Raw genomic sequence first — 12881 nt, forward strand, 5'->3', positions numbered from 1 at the left:
TGTGATCCGTGCCGCACGGGCAACCCCCGCCGCCGTACCGGCGTCTTGATCGGCAACAGACCGAGCCCCGGCCGCTTGGGCCGGGGCATGTTTCCGAGACGCTATACACGATATGTATACACTCCGTGTATAGAAGGGTACGCATGTACGGCAAGGCTTTCGCCCCGGAGTACCAGGGCGCCCTGACCACCCTGTCCGTGAACTCCTCGCTGGTCGACGTGCTGGCCGAGGCCACCGAGCGGCTGCGCGAGGCCGAGCGGGCCGGGCACCCCGGCGAGGCGGCGCGCTGCGGGCTCGCCGTCGCCGAGGCACACCGGCGGCTCGGCCATGTGCGGGACGCCGACCGCGCCTGGAAGGCGAGCTACCGCGCCGCCCGGGAGGCCGGCGACACCGCCGCGATGGCGTGGGCGCTGTGGAGCGGGGGCACACTGGCCCGGCAGCGCGGGGCGTTCCCGCTGGCCTGGCGGCTCCTGGGACTCGCGGCCGAACTCGGCGAGCGGGGCGGGGACATCGTGGTGCGCGGCTACTCGCTGGCCGGCCTCGCGGAGACCGGCCGGATCCAGGGCGACTACGCGGCGGTCGGCCGGCTGCACGAGCAACTGCTGGCCGAGGCCCGCAAGCGCGGCGAGGCCCGGCACACGGTGTGGGCCCTGGAGGGCATCGCCCAGATGCACCGCAACACCGGCGACCACGACCGGGCCTACGCCCTGTTCGAGGAGGCGGCGGAGATAGCCGGCCGGGCCGACGACCGGCGCGGGCACGCCTGGGCGCTGCGCGGACTCGCCGACGTCCTCTCGGTGCGCGACGGCGCCACCGAGCGGGCGCTGGAGCTGCTGGCCGAGGCGGAGGAGACCTGCCGGGCGATGAACCTCTCCAGCGCCCTCGCCTACAACCACAAGATGCAGGGCAACGTGCTGTACCGCGCGGGCCGTCACGCCGAGGCCCGCGACCGGTACCAGCTGGCGCTCACGGAGTTCCGGACGATGAGCGAACCGCGCGGCGAGGCACTGTCCCGGCTGGGCCTCGCCAAGGCCCTCGCCCGGCTCGGCCGCGACCGCGCCGAGACCGCCGCCGAACTCGCCGACCTCGCCCGCGTCCTGGAGCGCAGCGGGCTGCGTCACGCGCGGGAGATGGTGGCCCGCGCCCAGCGGGAGTTCGGTCTCGACGCGGAGGCCGTACGGTGACGGCGCTCACCTCACCGGTACGGGAGTCCGCTCCCCAGGTCCTCGCCCGGTGCCGGGAGCTGGTACGGCCACGGCTGCGGGAGGCCGTGGAGCGGCTGCACCCCTGGGTCGCCGAGATGGCCGCGTACTCCTTCGGCTGGTGCGAGGTCGGCGGGGCGCCCGCCAGCGCCCCGGGCGGCAAGGGCGTACGGCAGGCGCTGGCGGTGCTCGGCGCCGAGGCGGCAGGCGCCGACGGGCGGGCCGGGGTCCCGGCGGCGGTCGCGGTCGAGCTGGTGCACGCCTTCTCGCTGCTGCACGACGACATCATGGACGGCGACGCGACCCGGCGCCGCCGCCCCGCCGTGTGGCGGGCGTACGGCACGGGTCCGGCCGTCCTGGCCGGGGACGCCCTGTTCGCGCTGGCGGTGGAGACCCTCGCCACCGCGCCCGAGGGCCCCGGCGCGGTACGGCTGCTCTCCACGGCCCTCACCGATCTGGTGCGCGGGCAGGCCGACGACCTGCTGTTCGCCACCCGGCCCTGGACCGGCCCTGACCGGGTGACGCCGCAGGAGTACCGGGCGATGGCGGAGGGCAAGACCGGCGCGCTGCTGGGCTGTGCCGCCGCGCTGGGCGCCACGCTCGGCGGCGCGTCCCAGGAGACGGCCGACACGCTGGACCGGGCCGGCCGGCATCTCGGGATCGCCTTCCAGCTGGTCGACGACGTGCTCGGCATCTGGGGCGATCCGGCCGTCACCGGCAAGCCCGTCGGCGGCGATCTACGGGAGCGGAAGAAGACGTTCCCGGTGCTGGCCGCGCTCGGCTCCCCGGCGGCCCGGCACCTGCCCGAGCTGCTCGGCTCCGCCGAGCGCGCCGAGGAGGCCGCCGCGCTGATCGAGGCGGCGGGCGGCCGTACGGCGGCCCTGGCCGAGGCCCGCACCCACACCGCCGCCGCGCGGGAGCTGCTCACCTTTGCCTCCCTGGCGGCCGGGCCCGCCGAGGAGCTGACCGGGCTGCTGGACTTCCTGGTGGGCCGCGTGCTGTAGCCATGATCCGGAATGGCGTTGACCGCCGGCGTCCCGGCGGGCCAAGGTGCGAGCGGCGCGGTTCCCGACCCGCGCCGGAAGGGTGAAGCACCGTGATCGACATCTCGGACATCGAAGCCGCCGCCCGTCGGATCGCCGGACACGTCGTCCGGACGCCGACGGTGCCGAGCCCCGGCCTCGGCGCGCTGCTCGGCGTCCCGGTCACCGCCAAGCTCGAACTGCTCCAGCGCACCGGCTCGTTCAAGGCCCGCGGGGCCACGGCGAAGCTGCTGTCGCTGAGCGAGGCCGAGCGGGCGGCGGGCGTGGTCGCGGTCAGCGGCGGCAACCACGGGATCGCGCTCGCGGTGATGGCGGCGGCCCTCGATGTGAAGGCGACCGTGGTCATGCCGCGCACCGCGCCCGCGCGCTCCCTCGCGCTCGCCGAGGGCGCCGGGGCCTCGGTACGGCTGACCGACGGCATGGACAGCGCCTTCCGGCTGGTGACGCGGCTGCGGGACGAGGGGCTGACCCTGGTCCACCCGTTCGACGACCCGGTCGTGATCGCCGGGCAGGGCACCGTGGGGCTGGAACTGGCCGAGGACGCCGGGGAGCTGACGGACGTCGTCGTCAGCATCGGGGGCGGCGGCCTGATCGCCGGCATCGCGGCGGCCCTGCGCGTCCGGCGTCCGGGGGTGCGCGTGTGGGGCGTGGAGACCGAGGGGGCGGAGGCGATGTCCGCCGCGCTGAAGGCCGGCGGTCCCCTTCCGGTGCCGCTGTCCTCGCTGGTCACCACGTTGAGCGCGCCCTCGGTGTCACAGCTGACGTACGACCATGTGTCCGCGCTCGTCGAGGACGTCCTGGTGGTTCCGGACCGGGACGCGGTGCAGGGCTGCCTGGACCTCGCCGAGCACGCCAAGGTGTGGGCCGAGCCGGCCGCGGGCTGTCTGCTCCCGGCGGCCCGGCAGGTGGTGGCCCGGGTCGGCGAGGACGCCCGGATCGGGCTGGTGGTGTGCGGGGGCAACTCGACCCCGCGGGAGATCTTCGACTGGGCCGACGGCTTCGGGCTGCTGTGAGCGCGTCGGTATGAGGATCCTTTGAACGCTCCCCCGCGTGCCCCGCGTACCTCTGGGAAAGACGAGGCAGGGGTTTCAGCGAGGGATGACCATGGTCAAGGCGCACGTCTCCGCACATGAGTTGGTTGCCGGACGGTACCGGCTCCTGGAGGTCTTCTCCCGCGAGACGAACCGCCTGTGGTGGTACGCCGAGGACCTGGCGGCGGAGCGGCCCCGCCTGGTGGCGCAGACCGCGCTGCCGGAGCCCGCCGCCGAGGACACCGCGCGCCGCGTCACGGCCCGGGTCGTCCGCACGTCCGAGACCATGCGGCTGCTGCGCGCGGGCCAGGTCGCCGCGGTCGTCGACGCCGTGGTGGAGGCGGGCACCCTGTGGACGGTCACCGAGTGGATCGACGGCACACCGCTCGGCGAACTCCTCTCCCAGGAGGGCTCGTTCAACCCCGTGCGGGCGGCCCGGCTCGGCCTGGAGCTGCTGGACGTGCTGCAGGCCGCGCACGACGAGGGCATCCCGCACGGCGAGCTGAGCCCCGGGCAGGTCTTCGTCCGGGACGACGGCCCGGTCGTGGTCGCCGGGTTCGGGCTCGCGGGCGCGACGCTCGTGCCGCGCCTCACGGCACCGTCGTACGCCTCTCCGGAGCAGGCCCGCGACGAGCGCATCGGCCCGGCCGCCGATCTGTGGGCGCTGGGCGCGCTGCTCTACACGATGGTCGAGGGCCGGCCGCCGTTCCGGGACCGCGGCCGGCCCGACGCCACGCTGAAGGCCGTGGACCGGCTGCCGCTGCGCACCCCGCTCCGGGCCGGGCCGCTCACCCAGACCGTGCAGGGGCTTCTGCGCAAGAACCCGCGGGAGCGGCTGACCCGGCCGGTGATCCGCGAGGCACTGACCCGGGCGCTGACCGAGGACACGGACGCCGACCGGCAGCCGGCCCCCGTGACCCGGCTGCGCGGCGCGTACAGGGGCGTGCGCCTCGCCGGGCCGCTGCGCGGCAGACGGGTCCTGGTCGCCGGCACCGTGCTGGCCGTGGTCACCGTGGCCGCCGGGGCGCTGGCCGCGACCGGCGCGCTGTCGGGCACGGACACGGCCGGGAGCCCGCCCCGGGCCACGGTCCCGGTCGCCCCCACCGACCGGCACACCGGTGGTGACACCACCTCCACCCCCACTCCCACTCCGACAGCGACCGCGCCGACACCGACCGCCCCGGCCTCGCCCGCCCTGCCGGCTGGCTATCACCGGTACAGCGCTCCCGAGGGCTTCTCGGTGGCGCTGCCCGACGGCTGGAAACGGCTGACCACCTCCCGGTCCGGCGACCTCGCCTACCGTGTCACGTTCGGCCCGGGCGGCGACGTGCCCACGCTCGCCGTCACCTACAGCGAACGCGTGGGGTCCGATCCGGTCGCCGTGTGGCGGGACGACGTCGAGCCCGGGCTGGCGCAGCTGCCCGGCTACCAGCGGATCGGCGGGGTGCGGGCCACCACGTACCAGAGCCGGCCGGCCGCCGACCTGGAGTGGCTGGCGGGCACCGGGGACGCACGGGCGCACACGTTCGGGCGGGGCTTCCTGCTCGGCGGCGGGCGGGGCTTCTCCCTGCGCTTCACCACCCCGGCCGCGACCTGGGACGACGCGGAGAACCGGCTGGCGCTGAAGACGTTCCTGCAGACGTTCCGCGTACCGAAGAGCTGACCCGCCCCGCCGTTTTCCGCCCGCCGAGCCGGGGACTCGCCCGTTATGGTGCAAATCGGATACACGATGATGACCGAGCAGGCCGGTCCCCGAGACCTGGTGGACCACCTGGTGCGGGCCGAGGAGGCCGGGTTCGACTTCTCGGTGACCTCGGACCACTACTTTCCGTGGCTGCGCTCGCAGGGGCACTCCCCCTACGCCTGGAGCGTGCTCGGCGCCGCCGCCCAGGCCACCTCACGGATTCCGCTGATGACCTATGTGACCTGCCCGCTCCTGCGCTACCACCCGGCGCTCGTGGCGCAGCAGGCGGCCACCATGCAGCTGCTCTCGGACGGCAGGTTCCGGCTCGGTCTTGGGGCCGGCGAGAACCTCAACGAGCATGTCGTGGGCGGCGGCTGGCCCCCGGTGGACGTCCGCCACGAGATGCTCGAAGAGGCCGTGGGGATCATCCGCGCGCTGTTCGAGGGCGGCCATGTCACGCATCACGGGCCGCACTACGACGTGGAGTCGGCCCGGCTGTGGGACCTGCCGGAAGAGGCGCCGCCGATCGGCATCGCCGTCTCCGGTGACCAGTCCTGCAAGCTCGCCGGGCACCTCGCCGACCTGGTCATCGCGACCGAGCCGAAGGCGGGCCTGCTGGCGGCCTTCGACCGGCACGGCGGCAGCGGCAAGCCCCGCGTCGGCCAGCTGCCGGTGTGCTACGACCCCGACCGGAACACGGCGGTCAAGCGCGCCCACTCCCAGTTCCGCTGGTTCGGCCTGGGCTGGAAGGTGAACGCCGAGCTGCCGCACCCCGACTCCTTCGAGGCCGCGACCCGGTTCGTGACCGAGGACGACGTCGGCTCCGCCATTCCGTGCGGGGACGACCCCGATGCCTTCGTCGCGGGCGTACGGCCGTACGCGGAGGCCGGGTTCGGGGAGATCGCCCTCGTGCAGATCGGCGGCGACACCCAGCCGGAGTTCCTGGACTGGTCGGCGAAGACCCTGCTGCCGGCGCTGCGGGAGGCGTTCGCCTGACGCCGGTCCCCGTCCTCGCCGGGGCCCGGACCTGCCAAAGCGCGCCAATGGGTCCATATAGGCTTTCCTGTCCGCACCCGTCCGGGTGCGGTCCCTTGAGCCTTGTCCGCAGGAGAGCCGTCCGTGACCCTTGCCATCGACCCGTCCGGGACGTCGTCCGCCGAGCCGTCCGCCCCGGCCGTGCCGCCGCTGTCCGATCTGGTGGCGCGTGACGCCCGGGAGTTCGGCGTGTACGCCCGCACCGGCGGCTGGGCCTTCGCGCTGCTGGTGGCCCGCAGTGTGCGCCCGGGCGGGCAGGGTGCCGGTGAGACGCCGAAGGTGTCGGCGAAGGAGTTCGCGGAGCTGGCCGGCTGCTCCGCCGAGCGGGTCATGCGCTACTACAAGGCGTGGGACCGGGCCGCCGACGACGGCCTCGTCCCGCACTTCGAGGCCCTGGAGCCGGGCCAGGACGTGGAGCTGCCGGACGCCGACGTGTGGCTGGGCTACTACGTCTCCCGCAACAGCACCACCTCCGAGCGCGGCACCGCCATCGCCGAGGCCGCGGAGGCCGAGGGCATCCGCCCCACCAAGGCGCTGGAGGTCGCCGAGAACCCGACGGCCCTGCGCGCGGCGATCCTCGCCGACCCCTCCACCGCCCGCGCGGCCCGCGCCGCCCTGCTGGACCGGGTCCGCGAGGACCCGGAGCTGCAGGCGGACCTGGCCCGGGACGTCGTACGGACCGACGACCTCAAGAAGGCCGTGGCGAGCGAGAGCCGGGCCGCCGACCGGATCGGCTATGTCCGCGGCATCGCCGAGTCGGGGCGGATCAGGACCCCCGCCGGGCAGACCGTCGAGGCCCCGGCCCAGCTCCGCGAGGAGGCCGAGCGGCATCTGTCGCTCATCGACGAGCTGGCGGAGGACGAGGACAGCGGCGAGTGGGCCACCGAGGCCTACGACACCATGAAGTCCCTCGTCGCGGAGGCGGTCGAGGCCGACCCCGAACTGCGGGTACAGGAGCGGCGGACCAAGTTCTACAGCAGCCTGCAGAAGGCGACCAGGGCGTTCGAGGAGCTGACCTTCGACGACGCGCAGGACTTCTACGAGGACGACATGGTCCAGCGCCTGGAGGAACTGCAGCAGGCCATCGGCGGCTGTCTGGCCGCGCTGCGCGGAGCTCGCGGGAATCAGTCCGGCGAATGAGCAATCCGGGGGCCGGGAGGGGTACTAGAGGGCACCAGCCGATTGTTCCCGGAGGCCCCCGCGTGAACTCGTTCGTGCACAAGACCCTCGTGGTCCAGCTCCTCGCGCCCGGCACCGGCCGCTGCCCGGTGCTGGCCCATCTCCGCTACGACGCCGACGACCCGTTCGCCGTCACCGCCGTCTTCGCCCACGACGGCCGGGTGCTGGCGTGCTGGCGACTGGACCGGGAGATGCTCTCCGCCGGCCTGGCCGGGCCGGTCGGCGTCGGTGACGTACGGCTGCGGCCGGCCGCCACCGGCCGCTGGCAGGAGCTGCGCCTGGAGTTCCTCGGGGACACCAGGCCGGACGGCAGCCGGCACCGCGCGGTGGTGTTCGCCTGGGCGCCCGCGGTCGCCGCGTTCCTGCGCGAGACGCACCTGGTCGTCATGCCGGGGCGGGAGCGCGTCCCGGTGGACGAACTGCTCGCCGAGATCCTCTCCACGGGCTGAGTAGCCGTACTCATGCCCGCGGCCCGGCCCGGCGCCACGATGGGGCTCGACGACGACCTCAGCCAAGGAGCCCCGCCGTGACCGCAGTGCATCCCGCCCCGCTCGCAGCGCCGCGCCGCGTGCCGCCCGCCCTCTTCGCCGGCGTGGTGGCCGTGGGGCTGGCACTGTCGGCGTGGGGCGCGCGCGACCGTGCCACCTGGTTCCTGGAGACCGTGTGGGCGCTGGCGGGCCTGCCGCTGGTGGCCGTGGTCTGGCGGCGCTTCCCGCTGACGGGGCTGCTGTGCGGGCTGCTGACCGCGCACGCGCTGGTCCTCGCGCTCGGCGGGCACTACACCTACGCGCAGGTCCCGTTGGGCGACTGGGTGCGGGACACCTTCGGCCTGGACCGCAATCCGTACGACCGCTTCGGGCACCTGATGCAGGGCTTCGTCCCGGCGGTGCTGGTCCGCGAACTGCTCAGCCGTACCTCGCCGTTGCGCGGCAGCCGCTGGCTGGCCCCGCTCACCGTGTGCGCCTGCCTGGCCTTCAGCGCCTGCTTCGAGCTGCTGGAGTGGCTGGCGGCCGAGATCGGCGGCCACGGCGCGGACGCGTTCCTCGCCACCCAGGGCGATGTGTGGGACACCCAGTGGGACATGTTCTGCGCGCTGATCGGTGCCGTGCTGTCCCTGCTCCTGCTCAGCCGGGTGCACGACCGGCAGCTCCGGGCGCTGGAGGGCGTGGCGCCGAGCCCTGACACACAGTAAGGTTGTGCGGGTGACTGCCGGGTCGGCCATGGGCCATACACGAGTGAGGTTCCCGGCCTCGGCGTGACCCCGAGGCGGGCGAGAGGCCCGCCGACGTCTCCGCGTTCCAGCCCCGGCGCCCATGAAGGCGCCCGTCCAGCGGACCTCACGACCCGGAGACACACCCACTCATGCAGACCACCCCGCAGCACACCCCGACGACCGCCGTCCGGCTCGACCACACCGCCGTCCTCGCCCGGGACCGGCGGCTGTCGGCGGACTTCCTCGCCGCCGTGCTGGGCCTGACGGTCGGCGCCCCGTTCGGCCCGTTCCTGCCCGTAGATCTCGGCAACGGCGTGACGCTCGACTTCTACGAGCAGCGCGAGGAGCCGATCCAGTCGCAGCACTACGCGTTCCTGGTGCCCGAGGAGCGGTTCGACGCCATGATCGCCCGGCTGGAGGCGCTCGGCGTCACCTACTGGGCCGACCCGCACCACACCGAGCCCGGCCGGATCAACCGCCTCTTCGGGGGCCGGGGCGCGTACTTCACCGACCCGTCCGGGCACAACATGGAGATCATGACCCGGCCCTACGTCCGTCCCTGACCGAGGGGCCGTGCGGCGCCGGTGACTCACTCGGTGGGGTGAGAATCCTGGTCGTGGTCGGCTCGCTGTAGGACGCTTGCCGGTGGTGACCGATCGATCGGTCGGCACGATGGCGACCAGTGCACGGAGGAGCCCATGGCCACCCCGGAGGACCTCAAGTACACCAAGGACCACGAGTGGGTCCGCGTCACAGGCGACACGGCGCACGTGGGCATCACCGACTACGCCCAGAAGCAGCTCGGTGACGTCGTCTTCGTGGAACTGCCCACGGTCGGCGACCGGCTCGACGCCTCGGAGCCGTTCGGCTCCGTGGAGTCCGTCAAGGCGGTGACCGAGGTCTACATGCCGCTGTCCGGCTCGGTCGCCGAGGTGAACACCGCGCTCAACGACGAGCCGGAAATGGTCAACACCGATCCGTACGAGGACGGCTGGATGATCGCGATCAGGCTCACCGACAAGGGGCAGCTGAACAACCTCCTCACCGCCGCCCAGTACGAGGACTTCATCAAGGCGGAGTCCGAGTAGCGAGGCCCCGCACGAGGGCACGCGGTCGCCGGGGCGCGTCTCAGCCGTCCGGCGGCCGCGTCGTGTGCCTGCGGCGGGCCCACAGAGGCAGGCCGTACCAGCACAGCAGATAGCCGGCGACGACGGCCGCGACCAGGTACGGCACCCGGCTGTCGTGCGTCGCCACCCGGAGGATCAGCAGCAGGGACGACGCCATCGTGGCCAGCAGCAGGACCAGGCCGACGAACGTCATCCGGGAGGCCAGCCGCACCGCCTGCGGCTTGACCCGGCGGCCGGAGACCAGGCGGTGCAGGGACACCGGTCCGATGAGGGCGCCGGTCGCGCTGGCGCCGAGGACGACGGTCACGATGTAGATCGTCTGGTCGGTGGTCGCCAGGCTCGCGTACCTCGGCTGGAAGACGACGGTCAGCAGGAAGCCGAACAGGATCTGCACGCCCGTCTGGGCCACCCGGACCTCCTGGATGAGTTCGCCCCACATCCGGTCGGCCCGCTCCTCCTCGGTCTCGTCGCGCCCCGTGCGCTGCCGCCCTGCCTCCGTCATGCGGTGTGGGTAACCCTCCGGCCGTCCGTTCAAACGGTCGGTGACCCGCGGCTACCAGCGGGACTCGACCTGGTCCCTGATCCGCCGGTCGTACAGCTCGCGGATCGCGGTGAACGTCTCCTGCGGCAGCGGCGGCAGCTTGGCCGCGGCGGCGTTGGCGCGGGCCTGCTCCGGGTTGCGGGCGCCGGGGATGACCGTGGTCACGCCGTCCTGCTCGATGATCCAGCGCAGCGCCAGCTGGGCCGGGGTGTACCCCTCGGGGGCGAGCGCGGCGAACTCGGCGGCGGCCTCGACGCCCGTTTCGTAGTCGACGCCGGAGAAGGTCTCGCCCTGGTCGAAGGCCTCGCCGTGCCGGTTGTAGGTGCGGTGGTCGTCGGCCGCGAACACCGTGTCCTTGGTGTACTTGCCCGACAGCAGCCCGGAGGCGAGCGGCACGCGCGCGATGATGCCGACGCCGGCCTCGCGGGCGGCGGGCAGCACCTCGTACAGGGGCTTCATGCGGAACGGGTTGAGGATGATCTGCACGCTCGCCACGTGGGGCCGGGCGATCGCGGTGAGCGCCTGCGCGCAGGTCTCCACGCTCACCCCGTAGGCGGCGACGCGCTCCTCCTCCACCAGGGTGTCCAGGGCGTCGAACACCGCGTCCGAGGAGTAGACCGGGGTGGGCGGGCAGTGCAGCTGGACCAGGTCGATGCGGTCGACGCCGAGGTTGCGGCGCGAGCGGTCGTTCCACGAGCGGAAGTTGTCCAGGACGTAGTTCTCGGGGATCTGCTCGACCCGGCGGCCCATCTTGGTGGCCACGAGCACATGCAGATCGGGACGGCCGCGCAGGAACGAGGCGATGGTCCCCTCGCTGCGCCCGTCGCCGTACACATCGGCCGTGTCGAAGAAGGTGACCCCGGCCTCGGCCGCCGCCTCCAGGACGGACAGGGCCTCCTTGTCGTCCACCTCGCCCCAGTCGGCGCCCAGCTGCCAGGTGCCGAGTCCGACCACCGATGCCCACTGACCCGACCTGCGGATGTCGCGTTCGTCCATGGCGTCAGTCTGTCATCCGGCACGGCGTCCCGCGGAGCGGACGGCTCCGCCCGCGCAGTTCACCCGGACGGGTGAGACGCGTCGGCGAACGACGGACGTGTCCCTGGCGGCCCCTAGCGTGAACGCGTGAAAGATCGTGCAGTGCACCGTCGCGCCCTGCTGCGCACCGCCGCCGCGCTGGCCGCCGCGCCGGTGCTCGTCGCCGCCGACCCCGCGGTGGCCGCGGCCGAACTCCCGGGGTTCCCGGACCGGGTGACGCTCTACCGCACGGCCTACCGCAACTGGGTGGGCGAGATCACCGCCGAGGGACTGTGGGCCTGCGCCCCTACCGGGCCCGAGCAGTTGCTCGCCGTGGTGGACTGGGCGTGGCGCCACCATTGGCGGGTCCGCGCCCGGGGCCGCTCGCACGGCTGGTCGCCGCTCACGGTCACCGAGGGCACGACCTCCGAGGCCCCGGTCCTGCTCGTCGACACCACCGCGCATCTGACGGGCCTCGCGCTGGAGTCCGGCACGGCGGTCCGGGCCGGTACCGGCGTCACCCTGGAGGCCCTGCTCACCTTCCTGGAGGAGCACGGGCTCGGGCTCACCGCGACGCCCGCCCCCGGCGATCTCAGCCTGGGCGGCGCCCTGGCGATCGACGCGCACGGCACCGCCGTACCGGCCGACGGCGAACGACCGCCGCCCGGCAGCACGTACGGCTCGCTGAGCAACCGGGTGCTGGAGCTGACGGCGGTGGTGTGGGACGCGGAGAGCGGGTCCTATGTGCTGCGCACGTTCCGCCGGGACGAGGCGGAGTGTGCCGCGCTGCTCACCCATCTCGGCCGGTCCCTGGTCACCGAGGTGGTGCTGCGGGTCGGCCCGGACTGCAGTCTGCGCTGCGTCAGCCGCACCGACGTCCCGGCCCGTGAACTGTTCGCGGCCCCCGGTTCCGGCGGGCGCACCCTGGAGTCCTTCCTGCGGCGCTCGGGCCGGGTGGAGGCGATCTGGTTCGCCTTCACCGAGTTCCCGTGGCTGAAGGAGTGGAGCGTGACGCCGGTCCGGCCGCCCGGCTCCCGGCACGTCACCTCGCCGTACAACTACCCCTTCTCCGACAGCGTCCCGGAGCCGGTCGCCGATCTGGTGGGGCGGCTCGCCGCCGGCGCGGCCTGGTATCTGGCGCCGGTGCTCGGCGCGGCCCAGCTCCAGGCGGCCTCCCTCGGGCTCGCCGCGACGGGGTCGGCCGACCTGTGGGGGCCGTCGAAGAACACGCTGCTGTATCTGCGGCCGACCACGCTGCGGGTGACGGCGAACGGGTACGCGGTGCTCACCTCGCGGGCCGGGGTGCAGCGGGTGGTGCACGAGTTCACCCGGCACTACCGCGAGCTGCTCGCCGGCTACGCGGCGCGTGGCCGCTTCCCGGTCAACGGCTCGGTGGAGATACGGGTGACGGGACTGGACGACCCCGCCGACACCGGGCTGCCGGGCGCGCACGCGCCGCTGCTGTCCGCGGTGCGGCCGAGCGCGGAGCACCCCGAGTGGGACACCGCGGTCTGGCTGGACGTGCTGACCCTGCCGGGCACGCCGTACGCCGAGGCGTTCCTGAGCGAGCTGGAGGACTTCCTGCTCGGCTGCTACGACGGCGGGTACGCCCTCGCGCGCGTGGAGTGGTCCAAGGGCTGGGCGTACACCGCCGAGGCGGCCTGGAGCGACGAGCGGGTGCTCGGTACGGCCGTGCCGGGCTCGTTCGGCGACCGGGTGTGGGGGCAGGCGGTCGCGACCCTGGACCGGCTGGACCCGCACCGGGTGTTCGGGAACGGCTTCCTGGACCGGCTGCTGAGGTGACTGCGGAAG

General features: G+C 73.9%; 13 protein-coding genes. 11 read left to right on the forward strand and 2 right to left on the reverse strand.

Annotated elements, in window-relative coordinates; translation table 11 throughout:
• Positions 1–143: 143 nt before the first annotated feature.
• The 10 genes from ABZ937_RS12090 to gcvH all read left to right on the forward strand — a co-directional run bounded on the left by ABZ937_RS12090 (position 144) and on the right by gcvH (position 9475).
• Positions 144–1184 carry a tetratricopeptide repeat protein gene (locus tag ABZ937_RS12090; RefSeq protein WP_361689519.1) on the forward strand — a complete coding sequence of 347 codons (1041 nt, stop codon included), beginning with the start codon at positions 144–146 and terminating at the stop codon, positions 1182–1184.
• Positions 1181–2206 (forward strand): polyprenyl synthetase family protein, encoded by a 1026-nt coding sequence (locus tag ABZ937_RS12095; RefSeq protein WP_361689522.1) that lies wholly within the window; start codon positions 1181–1183, stop codon positions 2204–2206. The genes ABZ937_RS12090 and ABZ937_RS12095 overlap by 4 nt, the downstream gene beginning before the upstream one ends.
• 92 nt (positions 2207–2298) lie before the next feature.
• Positions 2299–3258: a threonine/serine dehydratase gene (locus ABZ937_RS12100; protein ID WP_361689525.1), complete on the forward strand. Its 960-nt coding sequence runs from the start codon at positions 2299–2301 to the stop codon at positions 3256–3258.
• An 85-nt stretch (positions 3259–3343) separates the two neighbouring features.
• Positions 3344–4939 carry a protein kinase gene (locus ABZ937_RS12105; protein WP_361689528.1) on the forward strand — a complete coding sequence of 532 codons (1596 nt, stop codon included), beginning with the start codon at positions 3344–3346 and terminating at the stop codon, positions 4937–4939.
• Between the two features lie 45 nt (positions 4940–4984).
• On the forward strand, positions 4985–5956 hold the full coding sequence (locus ABZ937_RS12110) for an LLM class F420-dependent oxidoreductase (protein ID WP_361689531.1): 972 nt from the start codon (positions 4985–4987) through the stop codon (positions 5954–5956).
• 123 nt (positions 5957–6079) lie between these two features.
• Positions 6080–7135: a hypothetical protein gene (locus ABZ937_RS12115; RefSeq protein ID WP_361689534.1), complete on the forward strand. Its 1056-nt coding sequence runs from the start codon at positions 6080–6082 to the stop codon at positions 7133–7135.
• 62 nt (positions 7136–7197) lie between these two features.
• Positions 7198–7623 (forward strand): SsgA family sporulation/cell division regulator, encoded by a 426-nt coding sequence (locus ABZ937_RS12120; protein WP_361689537.1) that lies wholly within the window; start codon positions 7198–7200, stop codon positions 7621–7623.
• Positions 7624–7742: 119 nt separating this feature from the next.
• Positions 7743–8366, forward strand: coding sequence for a DUF2238 domain-containing protein (locus tag ABZ937_RS12125; RefSeq protein ID WP_361690161.1), 624 nt, complete (start codon positions 7743–7745; stop codon positions 8364–8366).
• A gap of 170 nt (positions 8367–8536) precedes the next feature.
• A complete protein-coding gene (locus tag ABZ937_RS12130; RefSeq protein WP_361689540.1) occupies positions 8537–8950 on the forward strand; it encodes a VOC family protein in 414 nt (137 codons plus the stop codon).
• A 135-nt stretch (positions 8951–9085) separates the two neighbouring features.
• A complete protein-coding gene (gene gcvH, locus ABZ937_RS12135) occupies positions 9086–9475 on the forward strand; it encodes a glycine cleavage system protein GcvH (RefSeq protein WP_361689543.1) in 390 nt (129 codons plus the stop codon).
• 40 nt (positions 9476–9515) lie between these two features.
• On the opposite strand, the gene ABZ937_RS12140 is transcribed toward gcvH, so the two are convergent.
• On the reverse strand, positions 9516–10016 hold the full coding sequence (locus ABZ937_RS12140; protein WP_361689546.1) for a DUF6328 family protein: 501 nt from the start codon (positions 10014–10016) through the stop codon (positions 9516–9518).
• A 51-nt stretch (positions 10017–10067) separates the two neighbouring features.
• Complete coding sequence (locus tag ABZ937_RS12145) at positions 10068–11051, reverse strand: aldo/keto reductase (RefSeq protein ID WP_361689549.1); 984 nt, start codon at positions 11049–11051, stop codon at positions 10068–10070.
• Positions 11052–11177: 126 nt separating this feature from the next.
• On the opposite strand from ABZ937_RS12145, the gene ABZ937_RS12150 reads away from it, so the two are divergent.
• Entirely contained in the window at positions 11178–12872 is a 1695-nt protein-coding gene (locus tag ABZ937_RS12150; RefSeq protein ID WP_361689552.1) for a cholesterol oxidase substrate-binding domain-containing protein, read from the forward strand.
• Positions 12873–12881 lie beyond the last annotated feature (9 nt).

It is taken from the genome of Streptomyces sp. NPDC046727 (genome assembly GCF_040645635.1).
Lineage (GTDB): Bacteria > Actinomycetota > Actinomycetes > Streptomycetales > Streptomycetaceae > Streptomyces.

Excerpts from the sequence above, each read along its gene's own strand:
- ABZ937_RS12105 (WP_361689528.1), top strand. The coding sequence starts at position 3,344 with ATGACCATGGTCAAGGCGCACGTCTCCGCACATGAGTTGGTTGCCGGA.
- ABZ937_RS12140 (WP_361689546.1), bottom strand. The coding sequence starts at position 10,016 with ATGACGGAGGCAGGGCGGCAGCGCACGGGGCGCGACGAGACCGAGGAG.
- ABZ937_RS12090 (WP_361689519.1), top strand. The coding sequence starts at position 144 with ATGTACGGCAAGGCTTTCGCCCCGGAGTACCAGGGCGCCCTGACCACC.
- ABZ937_RS12130 (WP_361689540.1), top strand. The coding sequence starts at position 8,537 with ATGCAGACCACCCCGCAGCACACCCCGACGACCGCCGTCCGGCTCGAC.
- ABZ937_RS12145 (WP_361689549.1), bottom strand. The coding sequence starts at position 11,051 with ATGGACGAACGCGACATCCGCAGGTCGGGTCAGTGGGCATCGGTGGTC.
- ABZ937_RS12110 (WP_361689531.1), top strand. The coding sequence starts at position 4,985 with ATGGTGCAAATCGGATACACGATGATGACCGAGCAGGCCGGTCCCCGA.
- gcvH (WP_361689543.1), top strand. The coding sequence starts at position 9,086 with ATGGCCACCCCGGAGGACCTCAAGTACACCAAGGACCACGAGTGGGTC.